Origin of the sequence: Pseudoclavibacter sp. JSM 162008 (assembly GCF_041366455.1) — a bacterium.
Lineage (GTDB): Bacteria > Actinomycetota > Actinomycetes > Actinomycetales > Microbacteriaceae > Pseudoclavibacter.
In genome coordinates this window covers 86,329-103,393 of record NZ_JBEWYX010000003.1, presented here as the reverse complement: position 1 = coordinate 103,393, position 17,065 = coordinate 86,329, and the positions used below count along the sequence as shown (strand labels likewise).

The following is a 17,065-nucleotide window of genomic DNA, read 5'->3' as shown; positions in this document are numbered from 1 at the left end:
GCCCTGTAGCAACAGTCCCAAGAAGTCGAGAATTCATTAGAGGATCTCTAGTGGGAGGTGCGCCGACCGCGTCGCGGAACGTTGGCTGCTCCGGTCGTGCCCGCTTGGCGTCGAGGTTCAGGCTGCTTGGGCTCGGCGATGTTGCCGAGGATGAGCGCGCACTGCAGGATGAGGGCCTCGCGTGGTCCGGTCGCGTCCCAGCCGATGACTTCGCTGACCCGCTTGAGGCGGTAGCGAACGGTGTTGGGGTGCACGAAGAGCTCACGTGCGGTCGCTTCGAGTGAGCGGCCGTTGTCGAGGTAGCACCAGAGCGTCGTGAGGAGGTCGCTCTGGTGGTCGGCGAGCGGCCTGAACACGCGGGCGACGAGTGTCTGTCTCGCGAGCGGGTCGCCTGCGAGTGCTCGCTCCGGCAGCAGTTCGTCGGCGAGCATGGGCCGCTGCGCCTTGCGCCAGGCGCCGGCCACCGCGAAGCCGGCGAGTGCGGCGCGCGCGCTTCTGGAGGCCTCGACGACGCTCGGCACGGGTGGGCCGAGCACCAGACGTCCGTCACCGAAGCTCGGTTCGAGGCGCTCGGCGATCTCCATGAACGGAACCTGCTCGGTCTCGTCACCCTCCCCGTTGGGGTGCGCGCGCCCGATGACGAGCACGAGGCGCCCGCCTTGGACGCCGACGAGCAGGTCGACCTTGTTGTGTCTGGCGGTTCGGCGGATCTGGTCGACCTCGAGGATCCTCGGGGTGGTCCCGACGAGGACGCTCACCTCGCCGTGGCCGTGCCAGCCGAGTGCCGCGATGCGGCTCGGGAGCTCATCATCGTGCTCGCCCGTGAGGATCGAGTCGACGACCAGCGCCTCGAGGCGCGCATCCCACAACCCGCGAGCCTCCGCGGCGCGCGCGTAGACGTCCGCAGCCGCGAAGGCGATGTCACGCGAGTACTTCAGCACCGCTTCACGCACGTCGCCGTCCGTGGACTTCGTCCGTTCCTCGACGACCTCCACGACCACTCGGATGAGCTGCAGCGTCTGCTGCAGGCTCACCGAGCGGAGGAGCTCGCGCGGAGCGGAGTCGAAGACGTCCGCCGCCACCCAGGGGGTGGCGGTCGGGTCCTCGAACCAGGCGATGAAGGAGGAGATGCCCGACTGGGCGACGAGGCCGACGGCGCTTCGTCGCCCAGGGGGCATGTCCCCGAACCAGGGAAGGGTGTCTTCCAAGCGCTTCACTGTCGCGGTCGAGAGCTCTCCCGAGATCGACCGAAGCCAGTTGAGTGTCTGGTCCTTTGTGCGTGGAGCAGGCATGATTCCGAACTGTGAGGTGGCGAGCAGGGGAGGAGGGCCGTTAGGCGTCTCCGCCCGCGCTGCCGCTCGTGCCGGCCTTCGGGTTGTGCAGGTCGTACTTGTCGATGGCCTCCTGCACGACCGAGCGGTCGAGCTTGCCCTGCGTCGCGAGGCGCTCGAGGGAGCGGACGACGACGGAGTGGCTGTCGATGAGGTAGTAGCGACGAGCTGCCGGACGAGTGTCGGAGATGCCGAAGTCATCGGCGCCGAGCGTCGTGAAGTCGTTCTTCACGAACGGACGGATCTGGTCCTGCACGGCGTGCGAGAAGTCGCTCACCGCGATGACCGGGCCCTCTGACGCCTGGAGCTTGTCCGTGACGAAGGGAACCTTCGGCTCCTCGTTCGGGTGCGTCCAGTTGTACTCCTCGGCACGGAGGCCGTCGCGACGGAGCTCGTTCCAGGACGTGACCGACCAGACCTCGGCGGCAACGCCCCAGTCCTTCTCGAGAATCTCCTGCGCCTCGAGAACCCACGGCACACCCACGCCAGACGCGAGCAGCTGCACGCGCGGCCCGGAGGCCTCGGTTCCCTTGAGGTAGTAGATGCCCTTGAGGATGCCCTCGACGTCGACGTTCTCCGGCTCAGCTGGCTGCGCCATCGGCTCGTTGTACACCGTGAGGTAGTACATGACGTTCGGGTCCTGCTTCGGGTTCTCCGACTGGGAGTCCGGGCCGTACATCCGCTCGATGCCTGCCTGCATGATGTGTGCGAGCTCGTAGGCGTAGGCGGGGTCGTAGGTGATGACTGCCGGGTTGGTTGCGGCGATGATCGGCGAGTGGCCGTCCATGTGCTGCAGGCCTTCGCCGGCGAGTGTGGTGCGTCCGGCGGTGGCTCCGATGAGGAAGCCTCGCGAGAGCTGGTCGGCTGCCGCCCACATGGCGTCCGCCGTGCGCTGGAACCCGAACATCGAGTAGTACATGTAGATCGGGATCATGGCTTCGCCGTGCGTCGAGTACGACGAACCGGCTGCCGTGAATGCGCCCATGGCGCCGGCCTCGTTGATGCCGACGTGGTTGATCTGACCCTGTTCGCTCTCGCGGTAGGCGAGGAGCAGCTCACGGTCGACCGACATGTAGTGCTGGCCGTTGGGGTTGTAGATCTTCGCGGTCGGGAAGAACGCGTCGACACCGAAGGTGCGGGCCTCGTCCGGGATGATCGGGACGATGCGTGCGCCGAAGTCCTTGACGCGCATGAGGTCCTTGAGGAGGCGGACGAACGCCATCGTCGAGGCGATCTCCTGCGTTCCGGAGCCCTTCTTGACGGACGCGTACGTCTTGTCTTCGGGGACCGCGATCTGCGTGAACTTCGAGCGACGCTCCGGCACGAAGCCGCCGAGCTCGCGGCGACGCTCCTGCATGTACTGGATGGCCTCGTTGTCCGCGCCGGGGTGGTAATACGGCGGCTGGTAGACGTCGGCTTCGAGCGCTGCGTCCGAGATGGGGATGTGCAGCTGGTCGCGGAACGCCTTCAGGTCGGGAAGCGTGAGCTTCTTCATCTGGTGCGTCGCGTTGCGGCCCTCGAAGTGCGGTCCGAGGCCGTAGCCCTTGATCGTGTGGGCGAGGATGACGGTCGGCTGGCCCTTGTGCTCAGTCGCTGCCTTGTAGGCCGCGTAGACCTTGCGGTAGTCGTGGCCGCCTCGCTTGAGGCCCCAGATCTCGTCGTCGCTGTAGTTCTCGACGAGCTTGAGAGCTTCTGGGTCGCGTCCGAAGAAGTTGTCGCGGACGAATCCACCCGACTCCGTCTTGTACGTCTGGAAGTCGCCGTCTGGCGTCTCGTTCATGAGCGTGCGGAGCGCGCCCTTGTCGTCGCGCTCGAGCAGCGAGTCCCACTCGCGACCCCAGACGACCTTGATGACGTGCCAGCCGGCGCCGCGGAAGAAGCTCTCGAGCTCCTGGATGATCTTGCCGTTTCCGCGGACGGGGCCGTCGAGGCGCTGCAGGTTGCAGTTGACGACGAAGGTCAGGTTGTCGAGGTTCTGGTTGGCTGCGACCTGCAGCTGACCACGCGACTCGACCTCATCCATCTCTCCGTCGCCCAGGTACGCCCACACGTGCGAACCGGAGGCATCCTTGATGCCGCGGTTGGTGAGGTACTTGTTGAACTGCGCCTGCCAGATCGCGTTGAGCGGCCCGATACCCATCGAGACGGTCGGGAACTGCCAGAAGTCCTTCATGAGGCGCGGGTGCGGGTACGACGGCATGCCGAACGGAGCAGCGGACTGCTCCTGGCGGAAGCCGTCGAGCTGCTCCGACGAGATCTGCCCCTGCAGGAAGGCACGCGAGTAGTTGCCGGGGGAGGCGTGCCCCTGGAAGAAGACCTGGTCGGGTCCGTCCGCGTGGTCGTAGCCCTTGAAGAAGTGGTTCAGACCCACTTCGTAGAGCGTCGCCTGCGACGCGTAGGAGGAGATGTGGCCGCCGACTGCGACCCCTTCGCGCTGCGCGCGCTGCACCGTCATGGCCGCGTTCCAGCGGATCCACGAACGGTACGTGCGCTCCAGCGACTCGTCACCGGGGAACTCTGGCTCATCCTCGGGCGCAATCGAGTTCACGTAGTCGGTGGTTGGAACCATGGGAACGCCGAGGTGGCGCTCCCGAGACCGCTCAAGAAGGCTGAGCATGATGTCTCGTCCGCGCTGGTGTCCCTGCGCGTCTACGACCGCATCGAGCGATTCTCGCCATTCGGCGGTCTCCTCGGGGTCGCTGTCAACGTAATGCTCTGAGTACGGATCCTGGTTGTTAACAGCCACCGTCGACCTCATTTCGTTCCGGGTTCGTCACGTCAATGGCGCACGCCAGGTTATGACGCGCAGTCCACCCGGTAGCCTATCTATGGTTTGTGCGATGCACACGCAGGTTGAGGGGAATCCTTGTCGAAGCGCGCACAACCGAACATCATGAGTGGAGAGGGCCTGATCGTGAGCGAATTCGGGCCGCCACTCGAATCCATCTCCCTGGTCGATCATCGCGGCGGGATGCGCGTCGTCGCGGGCCCGGCAGCGTCGGCTCGGCTGCTCGTGTTCGTGCCAGGGGCGTTCACACCCGTGTGCGCCGATGAGGTTCGAGAGTTCGTCGAGCTGGTCGACTCGGCTCGGAATACGGGGAGATCCAGCGCTCTCGCTCCAGGCTTCGAGGTCTTCGTCGTCGCTACCGACAGTGCGGCGACGCTGAGAGCCTGGCTGCACGACCTCGGCGCTGACGGAGTGCTCACCGGATGCAGCGATTTCTGGCCGCACGGGCGGGCCGCGCGCGCCTACGGCGCATTCGACGAGGGTTCTGGCGCAGCTACGCGCCGTACCTTCCTGCTGCGAGCGGATGGCAGCTACCGTCTCGTCGCGTCCGCTCGCCCGGGGGAGTCGCGTGTTCGAGCGGACCACGCCGCCGCGCTACACTTGCTCGCCGAGGGCCTTTAGCTCAGCTGGTAGAGCGCCACGTTTACACCGTGGATGTCGTCGGTTCGATCCCGGCAGGGCCCACCACTCTCCACCCCTGGTCAGAGGCACATTCGTGCCGAGCCTCTCGCTCCCAGGCTCTCGATCAGGCGGTCAAATTCCGGTGAGATTCCGATCGCCTTATGTTCCACCCTCGGTCTCGCAAGGGTGGTGCTCACCGCGCCGCCGAGACCTCCACGAGACCCGTGCGGTCGCGGAGGTTCTATGCATCTGATGAGCCGCTCGGGCTGGATTCGTGGCAATAAAACTGTCCATTCGAGGTCGTAATGGATACAAGTGTTACCATGCCGGTATGGCGGAACCCGATCTTGCACGACCACAGCGCCGCAGTCGCGAAGAGCGCGCGCTGGCCGCGCTCGGAGATTCCCTGCGTCGCTGGCGGAAGCTGCGCGGCATCACCGCCGAGCAGGTCGCGGAGCGCGCGCGCACCACACGGGTCACCCTCCGCAAGATCGAGAACGGCGGCAGCGTCTCCAGTGACATTCTCATGCGCGTCCTCATGGTTCTTGGTATCGAGCAAGGCATCCTCGACGCTGTCGAACCCCTCAACTCAGATGTCGGCCGCCTTCGCGCGGACGAGCTCCTCGGCGAACGAGTGAGACCCCGACGATGAACGTCGACGTCTTCACCACGCTCGCCGACGGCAGGGAAGTGCTTGCCGGCATCGCGCAATCTACGGCCCATCCGCACCGGCGCGCTGCCGGTATCAGCTTCACCTACGCGCCCGACTACCTGCGCCTGCGCGGCGCGTACGCGCTCTCCCCGGACCTGCCACTCAGAGTCGGTGTCCAGAACCCGCCTATGCACCGGCCGATGTTCACCGGATTCGCCGACGCGATGCCCGATCGATGGGGCACGCGTCTCCTCCAGAGCGAGCACCGGCGTCGTCGCCGAGCCGACCCGGCCCTGCCTTCGAAGCTGGACGAGACGGGCCTGCTCCTGGCTGTGCCCGACCACACTCGCCAAGGCGCGCTCCGCTTCCGCGACAGCAGCGGCAGCTTCCAGAGCCACGCCGCTGGGCCACCCCCGGCAGTCCACGACCTCGCCTCACTGGTTGCAGCCAGCGACGACGCCCAACGGGGGATCGGACCCAGTGACGAGACGCTCCGCACTCTCGTGCCGATCGGCACGTCCCAAGGCGGTGCGCGCCCGAAAGCAGCCGTCATCAACGGGCGCGGTCGGCTCGCGATCGCCAAACTGCCCCAGGCCGACGACCGCTGGAACATTGCAGCCTGGGAAATAGCGACCATGCGGATGGCGCACGCCGCCGGCATCGTCACCCCGCACCACGAGCTGCACCCCGCCACGACCGGTGACGGCTACGGCGTTGCCGTCATCGAACGCTTCGACCGGGACGGCGATACGCGCCGCGGTTATCTCAGTCTGCATAGCTTCCTCCAGACGGAAGATGGGCAGCACACCGACTACGAGTCGATCGCCATCGAGCTCACAGCCGCCACGGCCACCAATGGCGAGCAGCTGTTCCGACGAGTGGCGCTCACCATCCTCGTCAACAACGTCGACGATCACCTTCGCAACCACGGACTGCTCCTCGGCCGCCGCGGATGGGAGCTGAGCCCCGTCTTCGACGTGAACCCGTTCCCCTACGCGCAAGACGCCGCGACAGCACTGACCCTTGACGATGACCCCGACAACCGCGACCTCCGGCAGCTCATCGCCAGCGCCGACGCGTACCGGCTCGCCGACGAGCAGGCCATCGACGCCATCCGCGAGGTCGAGCACGCAACCGCTGACTGGGCGAAGTACGGGGCTGAGGCTGGCTTTCCGCGAGACGAGATCGAAGGGTTTGCCGACGCATTCGAGGGGCCGAACCGCGAGCGTGCGAAAGCGGCCGTCCCCTCGAGCCCAAGCATCATCGACCTGCCAGCCCCGCCCAGATCGAGCGGCGCAGCAGGGGCAGGCCGCGTCTGGATCCCCGCGCACACCCGTCGAGGGATGCACGTCCGCGGACACTGGCGCGACACGAGCTAAGCCATCCACCGCAGGATGGGCAGCTTCCGCCCACGACTGCCCCGATCGTTGCTGTTCTGCGGATTGAGAGCACCCTCGCACGCGGTGAGACGGCCGTCCGCCGAGACCCGCAGTTGCAAGGGCGGCGAACGGAAGCCACGAAACTCAGCACGCAGGCGCAGGAGCTGATCGAAGCCCGGAGACATGCTCGAGGCAAACCGCATCCAGGTGGTCAACCCGCAGGCGAAGTCCGTGAACGACATGTCAGTGACGACCACCGCGATCCACCGCGCTGGCGGAACGTTCACCGCGATCGCCCTCCACTCGGCCACACCTGTACCCGGGAGGCGTCCAGGATCGATTGGGAGCGTGGTCGCGTCACCCGTGCACGGACAACAGGCGAACGAAGCGAGGTACAGATGACCGCAAACCCCAACTCAGAGCTGGCAGCACCTCCCGAATTGGAGGCCGTGATCGGGCGCGGGTGGATCGTGGAAGTACGCCGCTACACCCTCTGGATCCTCACGATTGCCGTGTTCCACACCATCGCGAGCAGCGGTTCTCGCAGCTACTGTCCGGGTGGTGTGACCGGGGCTGGAGACTATCTCGACGCGAATGGGGAGATCACGGACCAGGTCCCGAATTGTCTCGCGATGACGCTGCAGCCCAGTCCGTTCGCATACCTGGCGTTGGCGCTCGGATTCGTGAGCATCCTCACCGTGCTCATCCGCCGGGGAACGATCCTCGCAGACGCTCGACGCCAGTTCAGTCGTTCAGCGATCCTGTTCACCATCGTGATCGTGCTCTGGACCGGAGGGTCGCTCTACTCACTCTTCACGTTCCCGATCGAGCTCTATGACGGTGGCCTCGCTCGTCCTGACGGATTCATCTTCGGCGATGTCGAAGTCGACATCTCTCCTATGCAGGTCCAGCTGCCGAACCCGAGCTGACCGGCGGCGCTCGGCGGTGCCTATACACAACCACGGACGCAGCAAGGGTGCACACCCCCACCCCGCCAGCCGGCCACAGGAAGACCGCGCTCGCCGCATCCCGCGCCCTCATGGATCGCAAACGTGGACCCGCGTCCGCTCAGGAATTGTTCACACGCCTTAAACGTGAACAATCCCCGTAGTCGTGTTGAACAACATAGGGTCGATTGATACCCGGGTGTTCGCACCGGCGATCTTGATCCCTGAGCGCGACCCGCGGTGTACCCACCCCTCTGCCGACGGCGCCGGAGCACCATGAGTCCGACGCCCCCACACCTAGGACAAGAGACCATGACACGCGTCACCAGACGACTCCTCGCCGCACTCGGCGCCGGGGCCATCCTCGCCACCGTGCTCGCCTCGCCGGCGCAGGCGGCACCCGACCCCCGCCTCGAGAGCACCGAGCGCGACGTCGAGGAGCTCCGTCTCAGCGCCACGCTCCCCGGCGAGACCGTTCCCTTCTCCACCCAGATGATCGCATCCACCGGGCTTGAGGCCGCGCTCGACAACTTTTCGGCCGCGCTCGCCGGGACCGCACCCGACAACGCCGACACGCTCATCGTGGAGACGGGACGTGAGCTCTGGGACATCGCTGTCCAGAACGCTCAAGACGTCGGAGCAGCCACCCGTTACGAGGACCGCGGCCTCTACTGGGCGCGGCTCGCGATGCGCGCCGAGGTCAAGGACTGGGCCGCCTCCTCCGCCGTCTCGGCTGAGCAGCTCACCGACCTGCTGCACAACCTGGAGGAGGCGACTCGCGGCCTGCTCGAGCTCGGCTTCGACGAGGACCCTGGCGTCACCAAGGTGATGATCAGCGGATTCGACCCGTTCCAGCTTCCCGCCCTGCTTGAGCGCTCGAACCCCTCCGGTGCCGTCGCCCTCTCCCTCTCCGGCCGTGTCATCGAGACGCCCTCCGGGCCAGTGCAGATCCAGGCCGTCGTGCTGCCCGTGACGTGGTCGCGCTTCGACGGCGGAATCGTCGAGGACGCGTACGGTCCCCAGTTCCTCGCGGGTCCCGCGTCCCCCCAGATGGCGATGACCATCAGCCAGGGGCGCACCGGCTACGACATCGAGCGCTGGGCGAGCAGTTGGCGCGGCGGCGGCGTCGACAACCTCGACGAGCGTGCTCTCGAACAGGCACCGGATTCGGCGGCGTGGCCGCAGACCGTCGACGGGGCGCAGTTCATCGAGACGACGCTGCCGTTCGAAGAGATGGTTGCCGCAGAGACGGGCCCGTTCCCGGTGCAGCTCAACAATGCCTTCTGCTACTCCTTCAGCGAAGCTCGGGATGACGAGGCGCAGTGTGTCGGCACGAACGACCCGACGGCGCCGCCCGAGGGATCTTTCGCAGTGAGTGGTGGAGGCGGCGACTACCTCTCGAACGAGAGCATGTACCGCGCGAACCGCCTCCGCGTCGGCCTGGACCGTCAGGACGTGGCCGGCGGCCACCTGCACGTCCCAGTGCTCGACTACGCCAACCTCGCCGCCAACCGGGCGACGAACGTCGAGCAGACGCAGCAGCTCATCTTGGCCGCGGCCGCCGCGCTTCCGACACCCGCAAGCCCGGAGCCCACGCCCACGGCAACCCCGTCAACCACTCCGACCGTCGCGCCCGAGCCCACGCAGGAACCGGAACCCACCGTTGCGCCTGAACCATCGACGGCTCCGAGCCCCGTCGAGACCGCGACGTCCGCGCCAGCGGCTCCCGTCGACGGTGACTCGAGTGCATCACTCGCCACGACAGGAAGCGCCGGAGTGCCGTTCCTGACGATCACTGCGGCTGCGATCGCCGCACTCGGCGGGCTTGTCCTGCTGCTGCGTCGCCGACACAGCTAACGCCCGCTTGGCGGGGAAGGTGGCGCATCCGTCTTCCCGAAGCCAACACAGCCTCCCCGGCTCGCCGACCGCCGCCCCGACTCCGTGGGTCCAGACGGTCGGCTGGTCGGGGAGGAATCCACCCTGTGCGGATGAGCCGTGACGACGATCATCCCGCTTTCGCTAGGCTCGCAGTGACACCGCGGGGGGGCAGCAACCGCCTTGGAGGCGATCATGCCGAACCGAGCACATCGCGCGGAGGAAGAGTCGCTCGAGGATTTTCTCGACGACTACACACCCGGGGAAGCGACGTTCTCCCTCTCGACCGGTGACACGCCGCTGCTCAGGGCGATGCTGAATCCAGATCTGACGGCCCGCCTGGGCATCGCTGAGCGGCTGCTCGACGACGGCGCGGATGCATCCGTCACCCTCTCGTCCGGTCTCAACGCCCTGCACCTGCTGTTCTCGAACCGCGAGCACGACCTCGACCGCGAGGCGGCGCTTGCCGCTCGGCTCATCGCGGGCGGCGCCGACGTGAACGCGATCTCGTAGCGGCAGGGACCGCCGCTGCTCACCATGATCGACTCAGGTATGGCCTCGCTGACCGGCATCGGCGTCGTCATTGATGCGATCACCGAGTCGACGATGATCGACCTCGAGGTCCTCGTCAACCGCAGAGGAAGGCCTCGAAAGACACTTCGCGAGGAGATCGCGACATCGGCGTGGCACATTCCCGAGGTGAGGGAGCGTCTCGGGATCTCGCACCAGCCCTGACCGAGGCGATAGCCTCGCCAGCCTCAGGTGGTCTCCCCGGAGCGTCGCTAGCCTCGACGGGGCATCCGGCGCGCTCAGCTTCAGGTCTCGCTTGCGGCCAATGCCCGAAGGTACCGGCGGGTCATCCGAGTCTGCACCGTTCGAGCTATTGGGCCGCCGAGGATGGTGAACCAGCGCGCGGGTGCGGAGAAGGCGACGATGCTGAAAGTCACAGTCCCGGAATCCGCCAGGTCCAGCACGAAGCGCTCCTCACCTCGCTCGGGGTGGCCGGGGAGCGTGCCGTAGGCGAAGCCGCAGGAGGTCGAGGTGCGCTCGGCCCAGACGACGAGGCAAGGGATCGTGAACTTCAGCGGACCCATCCGCAGTCGCATGACGACACGCGATCCCTCCCGCAGGGGGACCTCCGAGAGCTCGACCGAGGCGCCGGATCTGCTCTGCGCGCGGCCAGCGAGCAGGTCGTCGGCCGCCCGCTCGAACGTGTCGCGCCCGTGCCCGATGACCAGCGATTCGCGCACGTGGTGGTAGCCGTCAGGCAGTTGTCCGGCGGTCGCTCCGACCTCCGCATACGTGAGCCGTGTCATGAGGTGCTTGCTAGCCCGCACATCATGTGGGCGAGCTCATGCGACGGTGAGGCGAGATACGCCGAGGCGGAGGCGGTCGGCATGAACCTAGAACCTCTCCTTCTCGTCGATGGCTGCGGGAGACACGACGGCGGCGATCTGCGTGCCCTCCTCCGCGCTCGTGAAGAGGGCCACGACGATGTCGTCGGTGACCGGCCAGAGGTCGACGTGCTGGATCCACGTCACCTCGAGCTTGTTGGCTGCCCACGAGCCTGGCGCTGGCGCCTCAGCCCGAGGGGTTCCCCACTGTGCGATGAAGGCGGCTCGCACATCGCTCATGACCCGAGCGAGCGCTGCCACATCAGCGGGGCTCCCTGGCTCGTGGGTGTCGATGACGGCAAGCTCATGCCCCCACGCTGCCGTGGTGCGTGGCAGGTTCCGGAGTCGCCCGAACTGGATTCGCTCGATACGCGGCTCCTCGAACAGCTCGAGGCAGGCAGCGATCACCTCGCTGGTGTTCACCTCTGGGGCGACGAAGGGAGTGGCGGCGCGGACAGGCTCAGGTTCCTCGTTCTTGACTTCAGCCACCCAGGCGTCGAACGGGTCTGGTTCGCGAACCTCCCAGTGGGCGGGCACCTCGACGCCGAATTCCGTCTCGACCCACGCCCTGAACTGAGCCAGTGCCGCCACCGATTCCTCGTCCTCGTCAGACGGTTCCTCGGCGAGCCCGTAGCCGTTCAGCTCGAGATAGCCGATGGCGAGCAGTCGCAGGAAGTCCACCGCGTCATCAGCGAGGGAAAGGCGCTCGCCCTCCGACCCGAGCACCACCACACGGATGGCGTCCGAGGGGTCGCGCCAGAGCGCGGCGAAGCTTCCGGTGCCGTCGGTCTGCCCGAGCGGGAAGAGGCGGTCGTGCCCCACTTCGTCCGGCTCGAACCAGCCGGTCAGCGACTCGGTGGGGGAGAAGACGATGCCGAGCTCCGCGGTCCCCGCGTATGGGGTGAGGAAGTAGCCGTTCCGGTTCTCGAAGCCCCAGCCCTGTCCTTCCATCCACGTCCACGCCCGCTCGAGCGGCTCGGGGATGGTCATACCGTCGGGGAGCTTCGGCACCAGGAGGTCTGCGAGATGTGACATGCGTTCAGGATGGCCGCCGAGCTTGAGCAGATCCAGGGAGCGCCGTGCAGAACGCCCCGCCCTGTGACGGGCGGGGCGTTCGAGAAGCCGATACCTGCGGCGCTAGGGGCGAAGCAGGACCTTGCCGACCCGGCCCGAGGTGAGGCTCGCCTCGACCGCGTCGGTGATCTGTTCGAACGGGAACACGTCGGCCACGGGAAGCGTCAGCTGACCCGAGCCGAGGTGCTGAAGCAGCTCGCCGAAGAGACGCTGCTTGAGGCCGGCGTCGATGGACTGGCTGACCTTGCTGCCCCAGAACCCGCGGACTGTCGCCTGCTTGAAGATGACGTCGCCGGAGGACAGCTCGAGCGTGGGTGACGCCATCGCGCCGAAGACGACGAGCTCGCCGTTCTCCGCGAGGAGCGAGAGCACCTCGCCAGCCGACTTGCCACCCACGGATTCGATGCCGACCTTGATGGGCGCACCACCGGTGATCGCCTCGACCTCGTCGCGCCAGCCGTCCACGTTCGTCGCGACGATGCGCTCGATTCCCTGCTCGCGAAGCTCGTCAACACCCTCGGACCGACGCACGAGGCCGACCACGTTGACGCCGCGGGCCGCCGCGATCTGGGCGACCATGCGGCCGACGGCGCCGTTCGCCGCGTTCTGCACAAGCCAGTCGCCGGACTCGAGGCCGAGCGACTCGAGCAGGCTGATGGCGCTGAACGGCATCGCGACGAGCTGCGCGGCCGATTCGTCCGGCACGCTGTCCGGGACGGGGATGAGGCCAGCGGCGGGGGTGGTCACGTACTCGGCCCACGCGCCGAACGATCCGCCGGTCGCTACCCGCTGGCCGACACTCAGTCCCTCGACGTCGGAGCCGATCGCGTCCACGACCCCGACAGCTTCGGTCCCAGCTCGTGCGGGCAGCTCGGGCTTGAAGCCGTAGGTGCCGCGCACGGTCCAGAGGTCATGGTTGTGGATGGGGGAGAGCAGGATGCGCAGGCGCACCTCGCCGGGGCCGGGCTGGGGGAGTTCCTGTTCCTCGACTGTCAGGACGTCCTGCGGCTCGCCGAAGGTGGGATGGGTGATGGTGCGCATGATCAGTCCTCCGAGACCGTGATGGTGACGTCGATGTTGCCGCGAGTGGCGTTGGAGTATGGGCAGACCTGGTGTGCCGCGTCGGCGAGGGCCTGAGCTTCGTCGTGGGCCAGGTTGGGGATGACGACCTCGAGCAGCACGGCGAGCTGGAACCCGCCCTCGCCGTTCGGTCCGATCTGCACGCGTCCGCCGACGCTGGAGTCGCCGAGGTCGAGCTTCTTGCCTCGCGCGACGGCGTTCAGGGCGGAGTGGAAGCAGGCTGCGTACCCGGCGGCGAACAGCTGCTCGGGGTTCGAGCCAGCTCCCGACCCGCCCATCTCCTTGGGTACGGCCATCGTGAGGTCGACGGTGCCGTCGCTCGTGACGACGCGACCGTCTCGGCCTTGGCCGGTCGAGAGAGCTTCCGCGGTGTAGAGCACGTCCACAGCTAGTCCTTCTTTCCTTGTGCGTCCGCCTGGTCGGCGGTGGCTTGCATGGTCTCGGTCAGGTGCTGGAGGGTGCGCAGCAGTGCTGCACCTGATTCCTCGGTCCCGAGACCGGTCCCCGCGGCGATGCGGGCTGGGATGTGCGAGAGCTCGGTGCGGAGCGCGACGGCTCGGTCGGTGAGCCTGACGTCGACAACCCTCTCGTCGTCCTGGTGACGTTCGCGTGCGATCAGGTCCGCCTGGGCCATGCGCTTCAGCAGCGGCGACAGGGTGCCGGAGTCGAGCTGCAGCAGCTCGCCGAGCGTCTTCACCGACTGCTGCCCGTCGTTCCAGAGCACGACGAGCACGAGGTACTGCGGGTAGGTGAGGCCGAACGGCTCCAGGAGCTTTCGGTAGGCCTGCGTGGTCGCCCTGCTCGCCGCGTAGAGCGAGAAGCAGATCATGTCGTCGGTAACGGGCATGCATAAAGCATTGCACACAGCTCAATTGTGCACAATTAAACAGCGCATCAGTCATCACCGTCGAACAGTCCTCCGTCGAGCACCCAGTTGTAGCGGAGGCGGAGCGCGCGTTCGGTGCTCGCCACCAGGCTCGCGACGACGAGAGAGATGTTGAGCCACGACGGAAGATGGATCGGCGAGGAGAACGTGCCGACCCGATCCGCGATCGGCGGAATGCTCGTCAACTGCTCTGCGATCTGCGGCACGCCGAGCACGAGCGCGACGACGAGGATGCTCACCGAGGCGATGCCGAGGAAGCGGCTCAGGCCGGGCCGGTCGCGCTGCAGTCGCGCTCTGCGCCCCTCTGCGGAGCCAGGGTCGGGCACCAGCTGCTGCTCGCGTCCCTCCGCCGAGACGAAGTGGCAGCGCTTGAGCCCGTAGCCGCTGGCGACGACCTCGATCGTGCCGCCGGGGGCCTGGAACAGGGCGGGGAGCTTCGACTGCGCCACATGGCGTCCATCCCGGTAGAGGCCCGCCACAACCTCGCCGTCAGAGTCTCCCCAGAGCTTCACGTCCACCGACCAGAGGTGCTGCACGCCGTCGCCTTCGACGAGCCGGAGGTGGAACAGGGCTCGTGAGAAGGGCTGCCACCACCGATACCGCTTGAGCTCGTGGCCATCGCCGGCCGTCACCCTCTGGGCGGCCCGCTTGCGCTTCCAGTCCGAGAACATCGCGGCCACGGTAGCAAGCGGCCCTGCGCGGCTCCCGGACACCGTGACCGGAACGTAGCCGTTCGGGGTCCTGCAGCCGGATAGATTGAAGTCTTCCCGACCCGGAGGATCGCCCGTGACTCGCCCGTCGCCCAAGAAGCGCTCCCGCGCCGGTAGAGCCGCTGCCAAGCGCGCGCCGACGACAGCTGGTCCAGGCCGGAAGCGGGTCGCGCCGCGCTCGGGGTCCGCGACGTCGAGGCCGCGCACGCCTCGACGCGCGAGCACGCCGCCTGCCAGGGGTGGCCGCACGAGCGCGAGCAGATCGGCGCGGCCAGCCGCCGCCAGGCGAGCGCCCGTGTGGTGGATGCAGGCGAAGCCGGTCACCTCCACGCTGCGCTATCCGCGGCTCGCCGCGCTCGCATTCCTGCTGGCGGTCACGCTCGTGACACTCGCTGCGACACTCGGCATTCTCTGGCTCTTCGTGCCGGAAGTCGCTGCGCGTACGGTCGAGCAGGCTCTCCTGCTGGCCCTCGGACTCGCCCAGGTCGTGCAGTCCGTCGTCTCGTGGCTCGGGTCGGTGCTCTAGCGCCTCGAACGTACAGGCCACCTGTCACGGTCTCCCTCACCCGGTCTCGCATCCTCCACGTTCAACCGCGCACAGACCCCCGGAAGCGGCTCGCCCACCAGACGAACGTGGCCGCCACGAGAAGAGCACCGAGCAGGCCCACGACGTGCAGGAACAGAGAGACGGGCCCGTGCTCCGGCAGCAGGAACCCGTAGGGCACCCAGCCGTCGGTCGCACCTCGGAGCAGCACGACGAGCATCCAGAGCAGCGGGTAGGGCAGCACGACCCACAGCCGCTGCCAGGCCAGTCGCGGGCGATCACCGACGAGCAGCCAGTCGAGGACCACGTAGGAGGGGAAGACGACGTGCAGGATGGCACTCACCCACGGAGGCGCAGAACCGGTCCCAGGCACGAGCGTGTTGTAGATGACACCCACGATGATCATGCAGCTCGTAGCGACACCACGGAGAACCGCGAGCCATGCGGGAGCATCGCGCCCGAGCATGGCGAGCACTCCCGCCGCGATGAGGAGTCCGCTCGTGATGAGGCTCGTCTGATTCGTGAAGTAGCCGAAGAAGTCGAACGGGTTGCTGTCGCCGACACCGATGCGGCCGACGTAGGTGGAGACGAGCATCGCGATGACGGCGAGACCGACGCCGATCCGCACCACGCCGACAACTCGGCGTGCCGACTTGGACGCCTGGTGCTCTGTCGTGCTCGTCATCTGCGTCAGCCTAGGGCCGCAAGGCTGGCACAGGACTGCGACCCGCGCTCGTAGGATCTGGAGCGTGACCGACGACTTCCCCCTTCGCGACCCCGCTGCCACCACCGCCCACGTGGCGGAGTCCGATCTCACCGACGCCATCGACGAGGTCCTCGATGCCGCGATGGCGTTGCTCTCGGAACGCGGCGATGCGGCGGTCGAAGATGGCGACCTCGATCCCGTCTTCCGCGCCCACGTCGTGGAGATCCTCACCGAGGCCTGGACGAGGCTCGCGGGACTCCGCGATTTCGGGTACCTGCAAGCCCCCGCATCGCTGGACCTCGGCCTCATGCAGGCGACGGCCGACGTGCTGCTCGCCCAGGGCCTGCACCCGGCCCAGCCTCTCGTATCGGCGAACGTCCTCTTCGAGGTCGCCCTTCCCGCGTTCGCTTCCCGGATGCCGGTGCCGACGGTGACGGTCGCCCAGGTGCTGCACTCGAGCGTCTTCGGCAGGTTCGTCCCGGGGGCCCTCGCCTACGCCGAGACGCTCCGCGGCCAGCTCTCCGGAGTTCAGCGCGTCGCGGAGCTCCGCCTCGCGCGTCAGCTGCGGGAGTCGATCCTGCCCGAGCTCGGCGGTGACCGTCCCGCTCGAGCAGCGGCGCTCGTCGACGCGCTCAGCTGGGACCTCGAGCACCCGGCACCGCAGGACTTCCCGGACGCCTTGTTCGAGTACGCGCGCCACGAGCTGCCGATCCTGACGCCTGTGGAGGTGACCGAGATCGGCACCAGGGGCCGAGTCTCCGCGCCCGCAGCTGAGGAACTGCACGCCATCGCGGTCGAGGCGATCAGGAACGCGCGGCGTCACGCCGGGGCGAGTCGGATCGACGTCGTGCTGCTCTGGCGGCCATCGACGCTGGTGCTCACGGTCACGGACGACGGACACGGCGCCGCCGCGCCGCTCGAGGAGCTCGGGGCGCGAACCCACGGCATCGCATCCATGCGGCAGCGGGCGGCGCTTGTCCACGCACGCATCCGCTTCGAGACGAACGAGACGGGCACGACCGTGACGCTCACGTGCCCGACGGATGCAGACGAGGACGCCCGCGCCTGAGGCGCGGGC

At 67.5% G+C, this 17,065-nt stretch carries 18 protein-coding genes and 1 tRNA gene; 10 read left to right on the top strand and 9 right to left on the bottom strand.

Translation table 11 applies throughout. The features are described from left to right. Positions 1 to 47: 47 nt before the first annotated feature. Together ABVF28_RS03290 and aceE are read right to left on the bottom strand one after the other, a co-directional pair. Positions 48 to 1,292, bottom strand: a complete 1,245-nt coding sequence (locus ABVF28_RS03290) for a CdaR family transcriptional regulator (RefSeq protein WP_211890377.1) — start codon at positions 1,290 to 1,292, stop codon at positions 48 to 50. 40 nt (positions 1,293 to 1,332) lie between these two features. Next, positions 1,333 to 4,077, bottom strand: coding sequence for a pyruvate dehydrogenase (acetyl-transferring), homodimeric type (gene aceE, locus ABVF28_RS03285; RefSeq protein WP_371029475.1), 2,745 nt, complete (start codon positions 4,075 to 4,077; stop codon positions 1,333 to 1,335). 168 nt (positions 4,078 to 4,245) lie between these two features. On the opposite strand from aceE, the gene ABVF28_RS03280 reads away from it, so the two are divergent. The 8 genes from ABVF28_RS03280 (at position 4,246) to ABVF28_RS03245 (ending at position 10,328) form a co-directional block, all read left to right on the top strand. Then, positions 4,246 to 4,740 carry a redoxin domain-containing protein gene (locus ABVF28_RS03280; RefSeq protein WP_371029474.1) on the top strand — a complete coding sequence of 165 codons (495 nt, stop codon included), beginning with the start codon at positions 4,246 to 4,248 and terminating at the stop codon, positions 4,738 to 4,740. After that, positions 4,731 to 4,806 (top strand) — tRNA-Val (locus ABVF28_RS03275). Before ABVF28_RS03280 ends, ABVF28_RS03275 begins: the two co-directional genes overlap by 10 nt. Positions 4,807 to 5,071: 265 nt before the next feature. Then, entirely contained in the window at positions 5,072 to 5,392 is a 321-nt protein-coding gene (locus ABVF28_RS03270) for a helix-turn-helix domain-containing protein (RefSeq protein ID WP_371029473.1), read from the top strand. Further along, the gene (locus ABVF28_RS03265; RefSeq protein WP_371029472.1) at positions 5,389 to 6,771 is read left to right on the top strand and encodes a type II toxin-antitoxin system HipA family toxin; all 1,383 of its coding nucleotides are present in this window, start codon (positions 5,389 to 5,391) and stop codon (positions 6,769 to 6,771) included. The genes ABVF28_RS03270 and ABVF28_RS03265 overlap by 4 nt, the downstream gene beginning before the upstream one ends. Positions 6,772 to 7,169: 398 nt before the next feature. After that, on the top strand, positions 7,170 to 7,700 hold the full coding sequence (locus ABVF28_RS03260) for a hypothetical protein (RefSeq protein ID WP_371029471.1): 531 nt from the start codon (positions 7,170 to 7,172) through the stop codon (positions 7,698 to 7,700). A gap of 330 nt (positions 7,701 to 8,030) precedes the next feature. After that, positions 8,031 to 9,575, top strand: a complete 1,545-nt coding sequence (locus ABVF28_RS03255) for a hypothetical protein (protein ID WP_371029470.1) — start codon at positions 8,031 to 8,033, stop codon at positions 9,573 to 9,575. Positions 9,576 to 9,788: 213 nt separating this feature from the next. Beyond that, positions 9,789 to 10,106, top strand: coding sequence for a hypothetical protein (locus tag ABVF28_RS03250; protein WP_371029469.1), 318 nt, complete (start codon positions 9,789 to 9,791; stop codon positions 10,104 to 10,106). Between the two features lie 24 nt (positions 10,107 to 10,130). Next, positions 10,131 to 10,328, top strand: coding sequence for a hypothetical protein (locus tag ABVF28_RS03245; RefSeq protein WP_371029468.1), 198 nt, complete (start codon positions 10,131 to 10,133; stop codon positions 10,326 to 10,328). Between the two features lie 80 nt (positions 10,329 to 10,408). On the opposite strand, the gene ABVF28_RS03240 is transcribed toward ABVF28_RS03245, so the two are convergent. From ABVF28_RS03240 to ABVF28_RS03215, 6 genes are all read right to left on the bottom strand, one after another. Continuing rightward, on the bottom strand, positions 10,409 to 10,909 hold the full coding sequence (locus tag ABVF28_RS03240) for a DUF1990 family protein (RefSeq protein ID WP_371029467.1): 501 nt from the start codon (positions 10,907 to 10,909) through the stop codon (positions 10,409 to 10,411). 87 nt (positions 10,910 to 10,996) lie between these two features. Next, positions 10,997 to 12,022, bottom strand: a complete 1,026-nt coding sequence (locus tag ABVF28_RS03235; protein ID WP_371029466.1) for a hypothetical protein — start codon at positions 12,020 to 12,022, stop codon at positions 10,997 to 10,999. A gap of 102 nt (positions 12,023 to 12,124) precedes the next feature. After that, entirely contained in the window at positions 12,125 to 13,102 is a 978-nt protein-coding gene (locus ABVF28_RS03230) for a zinc-binding dehydrogenase (RefSeq protein WP_371029465.1), read from the bottom strand. Positions 13,103 to 13,104: 2 nt separating this feature from the next. Continuing rightward, positions 13,105 to 13,527, bottom strand: coding sequence for an organic hydroperoxide resistance protein (locus ABVF28_RS03225; RefSeq protein ID WP_371029464.1), 423 nt, complete (start codon positions 13,525 to 13,527; stop codon positions 13,105 to 13,107). 2 nt (positions 13,528 to 13,529) lie between these two features. Continuing rightward, on the bottom strand, positions 13,530 to 13,988 hold the full coding sequence (locus ABVF28_RS03220; protein WP_371029463.1) for a MarR family winged helix-turn-helix transcriptional regulator: 459 nt from the start codon (positions 13,986 to 13,988) through the stop codon (positions 13,530 to 13,532). Between the two features lie 47 nt (positions 13,989 to 14,035). After that, the gene (locus ABVF28_RS03215) at positions 14,036 to 15,061 is read right to left on the bottom strand and encodes a hypothetical protein (RefSeq protein ID WP_371029462.1); all 1,026 of its coding nucleotides are present in this window, start codon (positions 15,059 to 15,061) and stop codon (positions 14,036 to 14,038) included. Here ABVF28_RS03215 and ABVF28_RS03210 point away from each other — a divergent pair. After that, a complete protein-coding gene (locus ABVF28_RS03210; protein WP_371029461.1) occupies positions 15,042 to 15,263 on the top strand; it encodes a hypothetical protein in 222 nt (73 codons plus the stop codon). The two genes, ABVF28_RS03215 and ABVF28_RS03210, sit on opposite strands and share 20 nt — an antisense overlap. A gap of 61 nt (positions 15,264 to 15,324) precedes the next feature. Here ABVF28_RS03210 and ABVF28_RS03205 read toward each other — a convergent pair whose 3' ends face one another. Next, positions 15,325 to 15,966 carry a Pr6Pr family membrane protein gene (locus ABVF28_RS03205; protein WP_371029460.1) on the bottom strand — a complete coding sequence of 214 codons (642 nt, stop codon included), beginning with the start codon at positions 15,964 to 15,966 and terminating at the stop codon, positions 15,325 to 15,327. A 64-nt stretch (positions 15,967 to 16,030) separates the two neighbouring features. On the opposite strand from ABVF28_RS03205, the gene ABVF28_RS03200 reads away from it, so the two are divergent. After that, positions 16,031 to 17,056, top strand: a complete 1,026-nt coding sequence (locus ABVF28_RS03200) for a sensor histidine kinase (protein ID WP_371029459.1) — start codon at positions 16,031 to 16,033, stop codon at positions 17,054 to 17,056. Positions 17,057 to 17,065: the final 9 nt, after the last annotated feature.